This window comes from Micromonospora sp. NPDC085948 (genome assembly GCF_040686315.1).
In the GTDB taxonomy this organism is placed as follows: domain Bacteria; phylum Actinomycetota; class Actinomycetes; order Mycobacteriales; family Micromonosporaceae; genus Micromonospora.
Genome location: NZ_JBFBJW010000003.1, coordinates 615,710 through 632,367 on the forward strand (window position 1 = coordinate 615,710; position 16,658 = coordinate 632,367).

Below are 16,658 nucleotides of genomic sequence, written 5' to 3' on the forward strand. Positions count from 1 at the left end.
GAAGCGGCGCCCACCCCCGGGCTACGGGGGCAGGCGCCGCCAGCGGCCGACCAGGTCGGCAACGCGGGTCAGGAGAACTGGGCGAAGAACCTCCAGATCTCACCCTTGGTCCAGGTCGTGATGCCGCTCTCGGCATAGGTGCCGTCGACCGGACCGGGCATGTGACCGTTGTCGTACGCGGCCCACTGCACCGGGTAACCGGAACGGCAGCCCGAGTACGTGGTGGTGACGTGCGTGCGGCTGCCGGCCGCCGGCTCACGCGGGCTCTGCGCGGTGCAGCCGTTGTTCCGGACGAACGTGTCGCGCAACGCCCGGCCACCGGAGATGCCCAGGACGTTGTCCGAGATGCCGTGCAGCCCGAAGTAGGCGATGGGCTGCGTACCGCCACTGCAACCGCTGATCTGCCCACCGGAGATGACCGCGACGGCGCGGAAGACGTTGGCCCGCGCGCAGGCGACGGCGTAGCTCATGCCGCCACCCCAGCTGAAGCCGAGGGCGAACCGCTGCCTCGGGTTGACGCAGAGGCTGCTCTCGATCCGGCTGATCATGTCGTCGACGAAGACGATGTCCTCACCACCGGCGTTGCCCCAGCCGTTGCCGAACCCCTGGGGCGCGACCAGGATCGCGCTGTTGTTCGACTGCTCCTGCTGCCCGTAGTAGGACCACGGGGTCCCGCTGGTGCCGCCGGAGGCGATCTCCTGCATCGTGCCGCCGCGCCAGTGGAACGCGAAGATCAGCCGGTAGGGGTTGCTGTTGTTGTAGTTGGCGGGTACCCGCAGGATGAAGGTGCGGGTCTTGCCATTGCTCTGGATCGTGTGCGTGCCGCTGGCCAGCGTCGGTGCCTTGCCGCACCCGCTGCCACCCGACGGCGGGTTGCTGCCGTCGACTCTTACGAGTTGCCACTGCTGGTTGGTGCCGTTCCAGTCGGCGTACTGCACGATGTTGGCGCCGTCGGCGGTGGATGCGCCCTGCACCTCAACGGCCTTGTTGCTGTTGCGGTTGATCAGCCGGACGTAGCCGCCGTCCGAGTCGGCCAGCCGGAACTGCTGGTTCGTCCCGTTGAGGTCGGACCACTGCACGATCGCTCCGCCGTCAGCGGTGGAGAAGCCGCTGACGTCGAGCACCTTGCCGGAGTGCCGGGACTTCAGCCGGTAGAAGCCGCCGCCGGAGTCCACGAACTGCCACTGCTGGTTCGCGCCGCTGTTCCGCGTCCACTGGCTGATCCGGGCGCCGTCGGTGGTGGCCGAGGAGACCAGATCCAGCGCCTTGCCGCTGTTGCGGTTCACCAGGGCGTACCAGGCGTTGGTGTCCACTGTCGCCGCCGCCGCGGGTGCCGCGTTGACCGCGACGAGTGTGCCGGCCGCCATGATCGCGGCCGCCGCGGCGGCCAACCCTGACCGCCAACGACGTCTCGGTGGAGAGGCGGAACGAACCTCACCGATGGACTTCATGGTCCACTCCTTCGATCGGGGTCACCCACGAGCAGAACGCCCGCGCGTGGACTGGGGGTGTGCCAGCGTCTGGTGGTGGCGTCGGCACGTCGGGGGTGCGCAGGCGGGATGCGGCCGCCGGAACAGGTGCCCGGTCAGGCCAGCGATCGACCTTGCCGCCGCGCCGCCCGCGGGTGGAAAATTAGCGCTAACGACGTCATACGTCAAACGACCGACGTCTATCGGAACCGCTGTCCGAGACGGCCACCACGGCCGCCAGCAGGGGCTCGGGTAGCTGGCGGAAACCCACAGCCTCGGCGGCCCGGGACGACCTGACGCCTGTCCTGTTGTCGCTCACAGTCGATGGACGAGGTTCGCTGACGGTCGTAGCGGCCCGCCCCGATGGATGGGGCGGGCCGCTACGGTGTCCCGCTAGTTCATGACTGTCGTCATCCGATGCGGACGAGTTGCCACTGCTGGTTGTTGCCGCCCCAGTCGGCGTACTGCACGATGTTGCCCCCGTCGGCGGTGGACGAGCCCTGCACCTCGACGGCCTTGTTGCTGTTGCGGTTGATCAGCCGCACATAGCCGCCGCTCGACTCGGCGAGCCGGAACTGCTGGTTGGTGCCGTTGTTGTCGGACCACTGCACGATCGCACCGCCGTCGGCGGTCGAGCGGCCGCTGACGTCGAGGACCTTGCCCGAGAGCCGGGACTTCACCCGGTAGAAGCCACCGCCGGAGTCGGTGAACTGCCACTGCTGGTTGGTGCCGTTGTTCCGTGACCACTGGCTGATCCGGGCACCGTCGTTGGTGGCCGAGGCGTACAGGTCGAGCGCCTTACCGCTGTTGCGGTTGAGCAACACGTACCAGGCGCTGGTGTCCACCCCGGTGCCCGGCGGGGGCGTGGTGGGCGTGGTCGAGCCGGAGTTGAGGGTGTCCAGGACGGAGTTGTACGCCGCCTTCTTGTTGCCCGACCGGTCGAAGAGCAGGGCGTTGTCGTCGCCGCGCCAGGAGTCGCTGTCGCGCACACCCCACGTGGTGATGCCCGTGCAGCGCGCAACGGCCAGGCAGGCCCGAGTGACCCCGGCGTAGATGCTGGCCTGGTTGCCGCCGGTCATCACGTCCAGCTCGGTGATCTGCACGTCCACACCGAGATCGGCGAAACGCTGCAGATTGGCCTGGTAGTCACTGGACAACGACGTGCCCAGGTGCGACTGGAACCCCACACAGTCGATCGGCACACCACGGGACTTGAAGTCCCGCACCATGTTGTAGATACCCGTCGACTTCGCGTTGATCCCGTCGGTGTTGTAGTCGTTGTAACACAACTTCGCACCCGGATCCGCGGCCCGCGCCGCCCTAAACGCCGCCTCGATCCAGTCGTTACCCGTGCGCTGCAGGTTCGAGTCACGCCGCGCACCACTGTTACCGTCAGCGAACGCCTCGTTCACCACGTCCCACGAATGGATCTTGCCCTTGAAGTGGGTCGCGACCTGCGTGACGTGGTTCATCATCGCGCTGCGCAACGCGCTGCCGGACATGTTCTGCGCCCAACCCGGCTGCTGCTGATACCACAACAGCGCATGGCCCCGCACACTCTGACCGTTGGCCTGCGCGTGCGCGACCAGCCGGTCACCACCGGTGTAGTTGAACCGACCCTGCTGCGGCTCGGTCGCGTCCCACTTCATGTCGTTCTCGGCCACGACACTGTTGAACTCGCGGTTCAGAATCGTCACGTACTGATTGTCGGAAAGCTTTTGCCCCGCGACGGCCGCACCGAAGTAGCGGCCCTTCTCGGCCGCCGCCGCCTTCAGGGTCGTGCCGGCGCCGCTGGCCGTGGGGGCGAGCACCGCCGTCATGCCCGCGGTGAGTGCGACGGCGAGGGACGCCGCCGCCAGCAGAGTTCTCTTGGGTTTCATGTCGTTCCTTCTCAGTGGTGGTCGCAATGGTGGTGGTGACGTGCCACTTTCTTGCCAGAGTCGGTCCGGGAGGGCTGGTCCTGATCACGACGCGCACGGAGCGGGTTGGCGGCGGCGCGGTCGGTGTCGACGGCGTCGGTGAGCGCACTGACACCTGTCGTCCGGCGGGCTGACAGCGCTGCCGAGGGCGCTTGATCGACGTCCGCATGCCCTGAGGGACGTCGTGATCGTGAGGTGCGACAGCGGCTCGCCCGGTGAACCATCGCTGGCGTCCTCAATATCGAGGGTGAGCGATAACATGCCGTTCGTCAAGACGTAACATACGCCCGGATCGATACCGTGGGGGCTGACCTCCGCCGATGCCTGCCTCGTCAGCGCCGCCCGGTGCGCAGCCCTGGCCAGGGGCTGATGCGCGTCGCGACCCCCTCGCCGACGCGAGTATCCCGGTGAAACTGTTATCGCTCACAGCACAACGGAGCATGACCCACCGTCAGCAGACGGCTGCGCCGTGCGCCGGACCCGCCGGGTCCTCGTCGGGGCGTACTCCGGCGAGGATGTCGGCGGTGGTGTGGGCCTCGATACCGGGCGGCTCGTGGTCGGTGAACCGCGAGACGACAGCCCGGACGTGCCGCTCGGCAGGTGCCGCCAGGCCGTCGTAGACGGCCTCGAACAACTCCCGCGCCGGCCTCCGCAGCCAGTTCTTCGGCAGGAGTTCCAGGGGCAGCTGCGGATCGAGGACGGGGAAGCGCCGGAAGGTGTCCATCACCTCGGTCCGGGCCCGCACCGCGGCCGCTCCGTCGATCTCCCCCGCCGCCACCCGCGGCAACACCGCCGTCCAGTGCGCAAGGAACGCCTGGTAGCTCCGGCCGATCTCGGTGATGTCCCAGGCCTCGATCGGGGCGCGGTGGATGGCGGACTCGATCGCGGTCTGCCGTCCGCGGAACACCGTGACGGCACCGAGGGTGAGCTGGTCGAGCTGGGTACGAGCGGCAGGGGTCAGCTCGTCCGGCGAGATCCACAGTCCGTCGTACAACGGCGCGTATCCGAGCCACCGCAGTTGGGCACGAAGGGCCCGGCGCTGGGCACTCCGGTCCTGCGGCAGCGAGAACGCGACGATCGTCCAGCACCCGTCCCAGGGCACGGTCGAGCTGGTCGAGGCGAGGATCCAGTGGCCGCCGGCGGAGAGGTTGACAGCGGCGGCGCGGCTGAGTCGGTAGGAGCTGCGCCGCCCACGTCGGCTGCCCTCCAGGACGCCGCGACGGGCCAGTCGGCTGATCGCGGTACGCGCGCCGGCCGCGCTCACCCCGGTCTCCGCGAGCAGCGCGACGATGGCGGCGGACGGGATCGCGGCACGAGTCCGCAGGGTGTAATCAGCCAGCAGGGTCACCGCCACGCCCTGCGGCGAGTTGCCGACCTGCCGCCGGGGCAGCCGGAGCGGTTGGTCTCCGTCGTCGGGATAGATCTCGTCGATGTCGAACGGGCTTGCCACAGGCGCTCCGTGCTCTTCAGGGACGGTGTGACGACTGTAGACGGAATACCGCCGAACGAGCGTCGCGGTCGACAGGCGATAGAAGAGCTTCGATTGACACTTGTTGGTCCGAGGAGAACACTAATCGCCACGCGATGTGGTCCGGAGTCGGGCAGGGCGAGCCACCGGTAGCGGGCATCGCGCGATCACCGCGGGCCTCGGGCATCCCCGCGAGGCAGATCGTGCGGCCATCCACAGCCTGCACAGGCAATCGAAGGAGTCGTCCGTTGAGAATCAGAAGGAAACTGCTGCTCACCCTGGCCGTGCCGCTGCTGGCGGCCGGCCTGGCGGTCCCCGCGATCCAACCCGCGTACGCGGCGTCGCTGACCGAGGTGACCAGCTTCGGTGACAACCCGGGTCGGATGCGGATGCACGTCTACGTGCCGGACAACCGCCCGGCCCGGCCGGCGACCATCGTGGCGATGCACGGCTGCGGTGGGTCCGGCCCCGGCTTCTACTCCGGCAGCGAGTTCGCCGGCCTGGCCGACCGCTACGGATTTATCGTGATCTACCCGTCCGCGACCCAGCAGGCCGGATTCGGCAACTGCTTCGACGTCTGGTCGGACGCGGCCAAGCGGCGCGGCGGCGGCAGTGACCCGGTGTCCATCGTCTCGATGGTCCGGCACGTGCAACAGCAGTACGCCGCCGATCCGGACCGCGTCTACGCCACCGGCAGTTCCTCCGGCGGCATGATGACCAACCACATGCTGGCCCTCTATCCCGACGTGTTCAAGGCCGGCGCCGCGTTCATGGGGGTGCCGTTCAACTGCTTCGCCAACGCGGCCGACTTCCCACCCACCAGCAGCCAGTGCACCGGCGGAAACATGAACCGGACGCCGCAGCAGTGGGGTGACGCGGTCCGCCAGGCGTACCCCGGGTACTCCGGACCCCGCCCGCGCATCCAGTTGTGGCACGGCACCAACGACACCCTCGTGCCGTACTCGCTCTTGCAGGAGTCGATCGAGCAGTGGACGAACGTGTTCGGGCTGAGCCAGACACCCACCTCGACCGACACTCCGCAGCCGAACTGGAACCGGCGCAGGTACGCCGACAGCAGCGGCACGGTTCAGGTCGAGGCGTACAGCATCCAGGGCGCCGGGCACAGCCTGCCCGCCAGCGGCATGGCCGCGTCCGCCATCGGGTTCTTCGGCCTGACCAGCCCGCCCAACCCGACGACGCCACCGCCCAACCCGACCACCCCACCGCCGAATCCGACCACGCCACCGCCGAATCCGACCACCCCGCCGCCGAACCCGACCACCCCGCCGCCGGACTCCGGCGGCTGCCGGGTGACCGTCACGGTCAACGCCTGGAACAGCGGGCTGACCGAGAACATCACCGTCACCAACACCGGCACCGGTGCCGTCAACGGCTGGTCCCTGGTGTTCACCCTGCCCGGCGGGCAGAGCATCACCTCGGGCTGGAACGCCTCCTACTCCCCGAACTCGGGGCAGGTGACGGCCAGGAATGTCGCCTACAACGCCGGCATACCCGCCAACGGATCGGTGACCGTCGGCTTCCAGGCCACGCACACCGGTAACACCGCCAAGCCGAGCGCGTTCACGCTCGACGGCGCGAGCTGCTCGGTGGCCTGACACCGAACGGCACTCCGGGGACGGCGCGCACCCGTACCTCCTCGGAGCCTCGCCGGCCGTGACCGCCGGCCTGAGCCGGCGGGCGTCGACGAGGGTGTGCGCCGGTCACCACCGCGGTGGTGACCGGCGCACGTGTCGTTCAGACGCCGCTGCCGGGGTCAGCGGTAGCCGGCGCTCACGATGCTCGCCTGCACCGCGGCCTCGGTCGCGTCGGACGGGTAGCCGGCGACCATGGCCCCCTCGTAGAAGGTGCCGGCGCTCAGGTTCGCGCCGCCGTCGGGCTTGCAGCAGTCACCGCCACTGCCCAGGATGATCGCACCCTGCTTCTTCATCGGGCTGTAGCCGGGCGGGAGCGAGCCGTCGTACAGCGTGTAGAGGCTGCCGGACGTGGCGTCGCTGCCCTTGATGGCGAAGCGGGAGGTGCCGTTGTTCTTGAGGGTCGCGGTCACGAACTTGCTGGTGAAGGCGCGCTGGTTCGGGTTCCAGCTCTGGCTGCCACCGGGGAAGAGACCCCACTCGAGGTCCGCCTGCACCCAGGGTCCGCTGCCGGAGCAGCCACCGAACCAGCACTGCTTGCTGAAGTTGATGGCGTCCATCGCACCGGCGGCGTCGGCCTTGCGGGTCGTCTCGCTGTTGCCGTAGTCGAAGCAGCAGCCGTTGTTGACGTGGGTGCCGCTGGTGACCATGTACATGCCCTCGGGGGCGGCGCCGGTCGGCACCCCGGTGAGGTGCCCGTCGCGCCAGTAGCTGTTGCCGGGGTTGATGTAGAGCGAGTACGCCTTGGCGCCACCCACGGTCAGCGACTCCGACGTCGCGATCGCCGGCCTGCTCTGCGGCGATCCCGGAACCACGCTCGACCCCTGGTACCAGAGGTCGTTGCCGCGCCCGGACTGGTCGAATACCACGGTGATCACGCAGGTGGTGCCGGTGCAGAAGGAATCCTGCGTCGCCGCGTTGGCGGTGCCACCCGTGCCGGTCAGCCCGATGTTGCGGGTCGTGTTGTCCGACGAGCGCCGGACCTGGTAGAGGTTGCCGGAGTACGCCGCGTAGAGCGCCCGCGTCGTGCTGTGCGCCGCGACGCACGCAGTGCCGCCCGAGGCGTAGATGTCGCAGGGGCGCGCACCGCTCGGCGGCGGACTGGTCGGCGGTGCCGAGGTCGGCGGCACCGAGGTCGGCGGCGTGTTCGGCGAGGCCCACTGCTGGTTGGCGCCACCGTTGCAGGCCCAGAGGATGACCTTGGTGCCGTTCGCGGTGGCGGCGGCGTTGGCGTCGAGGCAGAGCCCGGACTGCACGCCGGTGATGGTGCCGTTGCTGTTGACGTTCCACTGCTGGTTGTTCTGGCCGTTGCAGTCCCAGATGATCGCCTGGGTCCCGTTGGTGGTGCCCCGGCCGGAGGCGTCCAGGCACTTGTTGCCGTACACCTGGAGTTGCTTGCTCGACGTCCAGGTCCAGGTCTGGCCGGCGGCGCCGTTGCAGTCCCAGAGTTGCGTCTGGGTGCCGTTGGTGGTGCTGGAGTTGGGCACCTCGAGGCAGCGACCGGACGGCGTGCCGACGATCCGGGTGCTCTGCCCCGGCTGGATGGTGGCCGCCACGGCGGCCTCGGCGGCGAAGGGCGAGCCGGTGGGGGTGGTGCCGACGCCGATGCCCACGACGACGAGCACCCCGGCCAGGACACCGGCCAGGAGGGTCAGACGTCGGACGCGTTGACGTCTCGGGATGAGGTCGCGGGCTGTGTCTGGCCCGCTGCGGGACGGGGTTCGCACGAGGTGGCTCCTCGGAGTCGGGGAAGTGCGGGGTAATCGTCGACGCGCCACGGGCGGGTGGTGGCATGGCGAATCGCAGCGAATCGTATGACCTTTATTTTATTCATGTCAATGAATGTGGTTGCCGGGTGGCGCGCTGGCCGCTGGGCGGGGCAGCCAGCGCGTCACCTCCCCCGGGACGACTACCGCCCCAGGATCCGCCATGTCTGGTTCAGGGTGCCGCCCTGGTTGACCGCCTTGCAGGTCCACTGGTGGACGAGTGCGCCGGCCGCCGTGGAGACGCCACTGACATCGACACACTTGCCGCTGTGTCGGGCGACGAGTTGGTAGTCGTGCGAGTCGTTGCCCGAGTAGGTCACCTTGCGAAGAGTGAACTGCTGGTTGGAGCTGTTCAGGCAGGTCCACTGGTGCACGGCAGCGCCGTCGGCGGTGGACACGCCACTGACGTCGAGGCACTTGCCGCTCTGCTGGTTGACCACGGTGTACGTGTTGGCCACGCCCGCGACCGGACGGAAGTTCCAGAGCTGCTGGTCGCCGCCGTCGCAGTAGTTCTGCTGTTGGACGTTGCCGTCGGCGGTGCTCAGGCCGACGTTGTTGAGGCACTGCTGGGAGTGCTGGGCCACCGCCACCGACTGGAAGCCATTGTCCGACGGGGGCAGCAGGGTGATCGTGTAGGTGTCGGTCTGGTTGGTGTACGGCACGGACACGGTGGCGTTGTTGTTGGACACGTTGACCACGCTGTTCGAGACCGTGATCGGCCCCGGCACGGCGCCGCCGCCGTTGTGCGGGATGCGTTGGGTGAGGACCCGGACCTGGTTGTTCGCCACGATGCCGCTGGTGGTGTCCAGGCGTTGCAGGTTGACGGTCAGGTTCCCGGTGGTACGACCACCGCCGATGAGGACCTTCGCCGTGCCGGTCGCCTTCGTGGCGAACGCGTCGTACGACTGGCTGGGGGTGACCGCGGCGATCTGTCCGGTCTGCGAGGCGTAGTAGCGGTAGTTCCACCACTCGCCCTTGGGCTGGTGCTGCCCGGCCGAGTTGCGGATCAACAGGTTGCCGAGGTCGTTGTGCAGGCTGCCTCCGCTGGCCCAGTTCGCGCGCAGGCCGTCGGCCCGGGCGCGTTCCAGCCGCGCGATGTACCAGGCGCCGTCGGCCGGGTTCTGCTCGTCGGGCGCGCCGTACTCGTTGATCTGGTAGGGCCGTGGGTGGGGGATGCCACGGGGGTCGAGGGTGGCGTTGGCGGCGGCGACGTTGGCGACCGGGTCGCCCGGCAGCGAGTGCCAGCTGATGATGTCCGGCACCGTGTTGGTCGAGCGGACGAAGTCCAGGTACTGGTTCCAGAAGGCGTGGTTGGTCGACGGGACGCAGGCACAGCTCGGCCCGACGATGAGCTGGTTGGGGAACTCCACCCGGAGGCGCTGGTAGGTGCGGCGCCACAGTTCGAGGTACTGGGAGATCGGGCGGTTCCAGAAGATGGTGATGTTGGGTTCGTTCCAGATGTCCCACTGCACGTTCAGCCCGGACGCCCGGACGTCGGTGATCAGCCGGGTCAGGAAGTTGTCGTAGTCGGTCCAGTTGCCGTTGTCGCCGGGGAAGCGCGAGATTCCGGCGCCGTCGGCACCCCACAGGTCGTGCGGCAGGATGATGAACTTCCCGCCGAGGGCGGTGGTCCGACGTGCCTGGGCGAGGGTGGAGTTCCACCGGCGGTCGTAGGTGCCGCCGACCCAGCCGCTGCCCGGCAGCTGCGCGCCACCGGCACGCATGGACTGGAACTTGACGTCTCGGTAGAAGTGGTCGGCCGGACCGCTGGCGTTCTCGGTCATGCCGTAGATCCAGCCGGACGCGCGGTAGGTCGGCGTGCCGTTGTCCGTGGCGAAGTTGACGCTTATCGACTCGTCGGCGGCCTGGGCCGGGGACGCGGCGACGGTTACGGCGGCGGTGGCGGCGAGCAGGCCGACCACGAGTCGGGCGACGAGCGCGTGCGCTCGTCCTGACCTGCCGGGGGACGGGGTTTTCACGGGCGGCTCCTTGGTGGGGCGCGGGGGACGCTCTCCGGAGGGCTGCGCTTGCGAATCGATTCGCTGGGATCGTAGGACCAGGAACTGAACGATGTCAATGAAGTGACGGCGCGGTGAAGGTGGCGTTTCACAGCGCAACCTTCAGAACGCCCGATCATCTCTTGACCAGCCGGCAACGACGGACCTATCTTCGTGCGAACCGATTTGTCGAATCGGTTCGCCTCATGGTCGGACGTCGTCCGACCCGCGACGGTCAACCCGCACACCCCACCCTGACGATCGACTGAAGTGAGGCAACACATGACAGGACTCAGTCGTCGACGGCGCCTGGCCGCCGTCGCCGTGATAGCGCTCGCCGCGGTGACCGGCAGCGCCTGCTCATCGTCGTCCGGCGACGGACCCGGCGACGGCGGCGCCTACCTCGTCTGGGACCCGTATCCGCAGTTCGCCGCCGACTCGGAGTGGGTCGCACTGCTCAAGAAGTGCGGCACCTCGGCGGGGGCGGCGAGCGTCGAGCGGACCGGCTACGACACCACCGACCTGACCAACAAGGCTCTGCTCGCCGCCCAGCAGGGCAACTCACCGGACGTGCTGATCGTGGACAACCCGGTCATCTCGACACTTGCCGAGGCCGGCGCGCTCACCACCACCGACGACAACAAGCTCGACGTCTCGGCCATGGCGCCGAACCTGCTCGGCGCCGGCCAGAGCGGGGGCAAGACGTACGGGGTGCCGATCGGGGCGAACACGCTCGCCCTCTACTACAACAAGGACCTGCTGAAGGCCGCTGGCGTCGATCCGGCCTCGATCAAGGACTGGGCGTCGCTGACCGCGGCACTGAACGCGGTCAAGGCCAAGGGGAAGAAGGGCATCACCTTCTCCGCGATCGGCACCGAGGAGGGCAGCTTCCAGTTCCTGCCCTGGTTCTGGGGTTCGGGAGCCCAGCTGACCAGCCTGGACTCACCGCAGGCCGTGTCCGCGTTGACGCTCTGGACCGACTGGCTCAAGCAGGGCCTCGCGCCGAACTCGGTCATCAACAACACCCAGACCACGAGCTGGCAGGAGTTCGCCACCGGCGACTTCGCGTTCGCCGAGAACGGCACCTGGCAGTTGGCCAACGCGGAGAAGCTCGGCTTCTCCTACGGCACCATCGCGATCCCGGCCAGCGCGGGCGGCCCGGCGCCGGCGCCCACCGGCGGTGAGTTCGTCTCCATCCCGGTGCAGAAGAAGACCGACAGGTACGAGACGTCGCAGAAGATCGTCGCCTGCCTCACCAACGCCGACAACCTGCTCACCACCGACACCACGCTGTCCTACGTGGCACCCGTCGCCGCCGTGCAGGATCGGCAGGCCGCCGACCCCAAGCTCAAGGTCTGGGTGGAGGCGGTCCGGGCAGCCAAGGGCCGCACCGGTGACAACCTCGGCACGAAGTACCCGAAGATCTCGGAATCGCTGTGGACCGCGGTGCAGTCGGCGCTCAGCGGTGGGAAGTCACCGAAGGACGCACTGACCGCCGCTCAGGCCGCGACCAGGTAACCGCGCCGAACCGACACCATGCTCCCCTCGACACACAGCTCCACTGCCGTACCGGATCCGGGTGAGGCGGCGAAGTCCGCCCCACCCGGTCCTCCGCCGTCCCGCGCCCGCCGGCCCAACCGTTGGCTGGCGTGGGGCTTCCTGGCCCCGGCGACCCTCTACCTGGTGGCCTTCTACGCCTACCCCCTCTACCGCAATCTCGAGTTGAGCCTGCGCGAGTACACCGTCCGCTCGTTCGTGCAGGGTGGCGCGCCCTTCGCCGGCCTCGACAACTACCGGACGGTCCTGACCGATCCGGCCTTCGGGTCCACGCTGACGCACACCCTGGTCTTCACTGGCGCCTCACTGGTCTTCCAGTTCACGATCGGCATGGCCCTGGCGCTCTTCTTCCACCAGCACTTTCCCCTGTCGCGCACGTTGCGGGCGTTGATCCTCGTACCGTGGCTGCTGCCGCTGATCGTCTCGGCCTCGACCTGGTCGTGGCTTCTCAACAGCGATTCCGGGTTGGTCAACGCGGCGCTCGGCGTCGTCGGCATCGACCAGGTCAACTGGCTCACCTCGCCGGGCTGGTCGCTCGCCTCGGTGATCATCGCGAACATCTGGATCGGCATCCCGTTCAACCTGGTGGTGTTGTACAGCGGGCTACAGGCGATCCCGGTCGAGATGTACGAGGCGTCCGCGCTGGACGGCGCGTCGAGCTGGCAACGGTTCTGGGGGATCACCTTTCCGCTGCTGCGTCCCGTCTCCGCGATCACGCTGCTGCTGGGGCTGATCTACACGCTGAAGGTCTTCGACATCATCTGGATCATGACGAAGGGTGGCCCGACCAACTCCTCCGCCACGCTCGCGACCTGGTCCTACCGACTCGGCTTCGGCAACCTGCTGCCCGAGTTCGGTCCGGGTGCCGCCGTCGGCAACCTGCTCATCGTGATGGCCCTGATCGCCGGGCTCGTCTACATCCGGATCCAGCGGAGGCAGAACCTGCCATGACCACCTCCACACCTCGGGTCTGGTGGAAGACCGTCGTCGGTCTGGTGCTGACCGGGCTGATGCTCTTCCCCGTCTACTGGATGATCAATGTGTCGTTCACCCGGGACCAGGACATGCGGGCCGATCCCCCGCACCTGTTCCCGACCAACGGCACGCTGGACGGCTACCGGGCCGTGCTCGACCAGCAGTTGCCGTACCTCGGCACCAGCTTCCTGGTCGGTCTCGGCACGGTGGCGCTGACCGTGGCGCTGGCCGCCCCCGCCGGATACGCGCTGGCGAAACTGCGGCCACCCGGCGGCACGGCACTGAGTTTCGTCCTGCTGATCGCGCAGATGATCCCGGGCATCATCATGGCGATGGGCTTCTACGCCATCTACCTCAGTCTCGGCGTCCTGAACACGCTGCCCGGCCTGATCCTGGCCGACTCGACGCTCGCGGTGCCGTTCGCTGTGCTGATCTTCACGGCCTTCATGTCCGGCATACCCGACGAGCTGCTCCAGGCCGCTGTGGTCGACGGCGCTGGCCGGCTGCGAACCTTCTGGTCGATCGTGCTCCCGGTCAGCCGCAACTCGATCGTCACGGTGTCCCTGTTCGCGTTCCTCTGGTCGTGGTCGGACTTCATCTTCGCCTCGACACTCGCCGGCGGCGGCGACCACCAGCCGATCACCCTCGGCATCTACCACTACATCGGCAACAACAACCAGCAGTGGAACGCCATCATGGCCACCGCTGTCGTCGCCTCCATCCCCGCCGCGGTGCTGCTGATCCTGGCCCAGCGCTACGTCTCGATGGGCGTGACCGCCGGCGCCGTCAAGGACTGACCACCCGCACCACAGAAAGGCACCCGCCACCCATGACCGTCGCCCCGTCCGGTCCGGAGTTCCCCGTCCAGGACATCCCGTTCAGCTACCGAGGAGCCTGGTTCAACATCTCCCCGGTGGTCGCCGAGAAGACGTACGCCGACGATCTGCACCTGGTCTCCCACCAGACCGGGCTGCACCCCGTACTGCGGCTCTCCCCCGCGGCGGCCGACGCCACGATCGTCGCCACACCCGCGCTGCTGACCTGGCGGAACGGCGCCGACCGGATCGAGGCTGTCTACGACGGCCCGGACACCCTGCGGATCCGGGGCCGACGGCTCGGCCTGCGGGTGGCCGCGGCCGCGCCCACCCTCACCCCGTTCAGCGGCACCTACCTCTACCACGACCCGCTCGACGGCTCCCACGTGTTCACCTCGTACGAGACCGGTCGCCGCTACCGGATCACCGTGCTCTCCGGTGCTCTCCGGCGCACCGACGGCGTCGAGGCGCTCGGCACCGCGGACCGGTACGTCGACCTCCCCGGTGACCAGCCCTGGGAGATCGCGATCGAGGAGTACGCCACCGCCCGCCGCCCGTACGCCGGGTCCGTCCCCTTCGACCAGCTGTGCCGCGACCGGGCCGCCGAGTTCAGCGCGTTCGTCGACGCGGTCGCACCGTGGCGGGGTGCGGAAACGCCGGCCGCCGAGCTGGCCGCCTACGTCCTGTGGTCGGCCACCGTCGCCCCGGCGGGCTTCGTCACCCGGCCCGCGGTCCTGATGTCCAAGCACTGGATGGACAAGGTGTGGAGCTGGGACCACTGCTTCAACGCGATCGCCCTGGCCGCCGGCGAGCCCGAGCTGGCCTGGCACCAGTTCCAGCTGCCCTTCGACCACCAGGACGAGGCCGGCGCCCTACCCGACTCGGTCACGCACTCCGAGGTCCTGCACAACTACGTCAAGCCTCCCATCCACGGCTGGGCCCTGCGGCACCTGCGTCGACGCCTTCCCCAGCCACCGGACCGCGCGGCGTTGGCGCAGACGTACGACCGGTTGGCCCGCTGGACCCGGTTCTGGCTCGACGCCCGCCGGGCCCCCGGCCAGGAGCTGCCCCACTACCAGCACGGCAACGACAGCGGCTGGGACAACGCGACCACCTTCGACGGCAACCGAGTCCTCCAGACGGCCGACCTCGCCGCGTTCCTGGTGTCCCAGCTTCGCTGCCTCGCCGACCTCGCCACCGAGCTGGGTGAGCCCGCCGAACAGTGGTCCCGGGAGGCCGACCGGATCCACGGCGCCATGCTGCGGGACCTGTGGGACGGCGAACGCTTCACCGCCCGCAACCCGCACACCGGCGATCGGCGGGCGAGCCGAAGCCTGCTCGACCTGATGCCCGTCTCGCTCGGCGCCGACCTGCCCGCTCCGGTCGCCGCCGCGCTGGCCCGGGGCGTCGAAACCCACCTGACCACCCACGGGCTGGCCACCGAACCGGTCGACTCGGCGCACTATCTCGCCGACGGCTACTGGCGTGGCCCGATCTGGGCACCCTCCACCGTCCTGGTCGAGGACGGCCTGCGGCGGGCCGGGCAGACCAGGATCGCCGACGAGATCGGTCGACGGTTCCTGGCGCTGTGTGAGAAGTCCGGATTCGCGGAGAACTTCGACGCCGAGACCGGGGCCGGGCTCCGGGACCGGGCGTACACCTGGACCGCCAGCAGCTATCTCATTCTGGCCGCCGGTCAGGAGGAACGGCGGATCACGAAGGAGTAGCAGCCCGCACCGGACCGGTGCTGGAGCGCAACGAGATGGGCGGGCTGTACAGCCGGTGACGTGGCACGGCGCCGGGGGCGGCGATGCTCTCCAACAGCAGCGACACGGCCTCGGCGCCCATCTCGACCATCGGCACGTCCGCGGCCGTCAACGGCGGACGGAAGTCCTCCGCCCAGTGCTGGGCGGCGACACCGGTGACGGAGAAGTCGCGGGGCACGGACAGGCCGGCGCCGGTCAGCGCCCGCTGCATTCCGGGCAGCGCGGCCTCGTTGATGGTGGCGATGGCCGTGACGTCGGGATGGGTCACGAGCAGCTGTTCCACGCACGCCTCGCCGGAGGCGGTGTCGTCGCCGCAGCAGACCTCCACACCGGTCAGGCCCCGCTCCACCGCCGCCGCCCGGAAGCCGGCCAGCGCCCGATGGCTGGGGCCGTAACCCGCGGCCACCAGCTCGGCGGAGCGGTTCACCAGCGCCACGTGCCGGTGCCCCAGGTCGGCCAGGTGGTGCACGCAGCGGGCGATTAGCCCGGAGTAGTCGATGTCGATCCAACTCATGTCCTGCGGCTCGGCTATCCGCCCGATCGTGACGAACGGCAGACCGGCCCTGGTCAGGCGGGTCACGCGGTCGTCGGCGAGGCGGATCTCCATCAGGACCACGCCGTCCACCCGACGCCCGGTGACGATCCGCTCGAAGGACCGGTCGTGGTCACCACCGGACGGGGACAGCAGCACATCGAGGTCGTGGCGAGCGGCCGCCTCCACGACGCTGGCGACGAAACCCAACTGCATGTCGGTCAGCCGCTGACTCGCCGGGGGAATCACCAGGCCGAGGGTGCGGGTGCGTCCCTCCTTCAGCGCGCGGGCACTGGCGTTGGGTCGGTAGTCCAGCTCGTCGATGACCGCCTGGATCCGCTGCCGGGTCGTCTCCGACACGGTCCGCTTACCGCTCAGCACGTAGGACACGGTGCTGCGGGACACCCCCGCCCGACGGGCGATCTCCCCGATGTTCATACCGCGCCCTCGAATCGATTATTGCCCCGACACGGGGACGCACCGTTGTTCGCTGCTGAGCATATCCGTCCTGGATCGCAGGCCCGCGTCAGGAAGTCCGCAGCAGCAAGGGCTGCGGCAGCTGGCGCAATACATGGACGCGCATTAATGTAAAAAGGTGTGACGTGTGATGTCGCTTATCACCGCACCCACCACACCGCCGAGAGGATCCGATGAATGTGAAGAGACGCTTGCGTCGCCTGATGGCCGCCGCGGGGACCGTGCTGGTTCTCGCCCTCGGCGCCAGCATCTACGTGGTCTCGGA

At 68.8% G+C, this 16,658-nt stretch carries 11 protein-coding genes; 5 read left to right on the forward strand and 6 right to left on the reverse strand.

The genetic code is table 11. The features are described from left to right. Nucleotides 1-68: 68 nt before the first annotated feature. From AB0O48_RS12370 to AB0O48_RS12380, 3 genes are all read right to left on the reverse strand, one after another. Complete coding sequence (locus tag AB0O48_RS12370) at nt 69-1,451, reverse strand: RICIN domain-containing protein (RefSeq protein ID WP_357254367.1); 1,383 nt, start codon at nt 1,449-1,451, stop codon at nt 69-71. A gap of 428 nt (nt 1,452-1,879) precedes the next feature. Next, nucleotides 1,880-3,349, reverse strand: a complete 1,470-nt coding sequence (locus tag AB0O48_RS12375; RefSeq protein ID WP_357254369.1) for an endo-1,4-beta-xylanase — start codon at nt 3,347-3,349, stop codon at nt 1,880-1,882. 490 nt (nt 3,350-3,839) lie between these two features. Next, nucleotides 3,840-4,838, reverse strand: coding sequence for a PaaX family transcriptional regulator C-terminal domain-containing protein (locus tag AB0O48_RS12380; protein WP_357254371.1), 999 nt, complete (start codon nt 4,836-4,838; stop codon nt 3,840-3,842). 266 nt (nt 4,839-5,104) lie between these two features. Here AB0O48_RS12380 and AB0O48_RS12385 point away from each other — a divergent pair, with 266 nt between their 5' ends. Beyond that, entirely contained in the window at nt 5,105-6,472 is a 1,368-nt protein-coding gene (locus AB0O48_RS12385) for a PHB depolymerase family esterase (RefSeq protein ID WP_365065106.1), read from the forward strand. A 158-nt stretch (nt 6,473-6,630) separates the two neighbouring features. Here AB0O48_RS12385 and AB0O48_RS12390 read toward each other — a convergent pair whose 3' ends face one another. Both AB0O48_RS12390 and AB0O48_RS12395 read right to left on the reverse strand, forming a co-directional pair. After that, nucleotides 6,631-8,235 carry an arabinofuranosidase catalytic domain-containing protein gene (locus tag AB0O48_RS12390; protein WP_365065109.1) on the reverse strand — a complete coding sequence of 535 codons (1,605 nt, stop codon included), beginning with the start codon at nt 8,233-8,235 and terminating at the stop codon, nt 6,631-6,633. A gap of 182 nt (nt 8,236-8,417) precedes the next feature. Beyond that, nucleotides 8,418-10,253, reverse strand: coding sequence for an RICIN domain-containing protein (locus AB0O48_RS12395; protein WP_357254377.1), 1,836 nt, complete (start codon nt 10,251-10,253; stop codon nt 8,418-8,420). 300 nt (nt 10,254-10,553) lie between these two features. Here AB0O48_RS12395 and AB0O48_RS12400 point away from each other — a divergent pair, with 300 nt between their 5' ends. The 4 genes from AB0O48_RS12400 to AB0O48_RS12415 are packed head-to-tail and all read left to right on the forward strand — an operon-like array spanning nt 10,554 to nt 15,345. Continuing rightward, a complete protein-coding gene (locus AB0O48_RS12400; RefSeq protein WP_365065114.1) occupies nt 10,554-11,789 on the forward strand; it encodes an extracellular solute-binding protein in 1,236 nt (411 codons plus the stop codon). Between the two features lie 18 nt (nt 11,790-11,807). Continuing rightward, complete coding sequence (locus tag AB0O48_RS12405; protein WP_357254381.1) at nt 11,808-12,779, forward strand: sugar ABC transporter permease; 972 nt, start codon at nt 11,808-11,810, stop codon at nt 12,777-12,779. Continuing rightward, nucleotides 12,776-13,600: a carbohydrate ABC transporter permease gene (locus AB0O48_RS12410; RefSeq protein WP_357254383.1), complete on the forward strand. Its 825-nt coding sequence runs from the start codon at nt 12,776-12,778 to the stop codon at nt 13,598-13,600. The genes AB0O48_RS12405 and AB0O48_RS12410 overlap by 4 nt, the downstream gene beginning before the upstream one ends. Nucleotides 13,601-13,632: 32 nt before the next feature. Further along, nucleotides 13,633-15,345 (forward strand): trehalase family glycosidase, encoded by a 1,713-nt coding sequence (locus AB0O48_RS12415; RefSeq protein ID WP_365065119.1) that lies wholly within the window; start codon nt 13,633-13,635, stop codon nt 15,343-15,345. Here AB0O48_RS12415 and AB0O48_RS12420 read toward each other — a convergent pair. Further along, nucleotides 15,332-16,354: a LacI family DNA-binding transcriptional regulator gene (locus tag AB0O48_RS12420; RefSeq protein WP_357254387.1), complete on the reverse strand. Its 1,023-nt coding sequence runs from the start codon at nt 16,352-16,354 to the stop codon at nt 15,332-15,334. The two genes, AB0O48_RS12415 and AB0O48_RS12420, sit on opposite strands and share 14 nt — an antisense overlap. Nucleotides 16,355-16,658 lie beyond the last annotated feature (304 nt).

What these genes read in the sequence shown, in the direction of transcription:
- AB0O48_RS12370 (WP_357254367.1), bottom strand. Translation starts at nt 1,451, where the DNA reads ATGAAGTCCATCGGTGAGGTTCGTTCCGCCTCTCCACCGAGACGTCGT.
- AB0O48_RS12375 (WP_357254369.1), bottom strand. Translation starts at nt 3,349, where the DNA reads ATGAAACCCAAGAGAACTCTGCTGGCGGCGGCGTCCCTCGCCGTCGCA.
- AB0O48_RS12400 (WP_365065114.1), top strand. Translation starts at nt 10,554, where the DNA reads ATGACAGGACTCAGTCGTCGACGGCGCCTGGCCGCCGTCGCCGTGATA.
- AB0O48_RS12405 (WP_357254381.1), top strand. Translation starts at nt 11,808, where the DNA reads ATGCTCCCCTCGACACACAGCTCCACTGCCGTACCGGATCCGGGTGAG.
- AB0O48_RS12410 (WP_357254383.1), top strand. Translation starts at nt 12,776, where the DNA reads ATGACCACCTCCACACCTCGGGTCTGGTGGAAGACCGTCGTCGGTCTG.
- AB0O48_RS12415 (WP_365065119.1), top strand. Translation starts at nt 13,633, where the DNA reads ATGACCGTCGCCCCGTCCGGTCCGGAGTTCCCCGTCCAGGACATCCCG.
- AB0O48_RS12420 (WP_357254387.1), bottom strand. Translation starts at nt 16,354, where the DNA reads ATGAACATCGGGGAGATCGCCCGTCGGGCGGGGGTGTCCCGCAGCACC.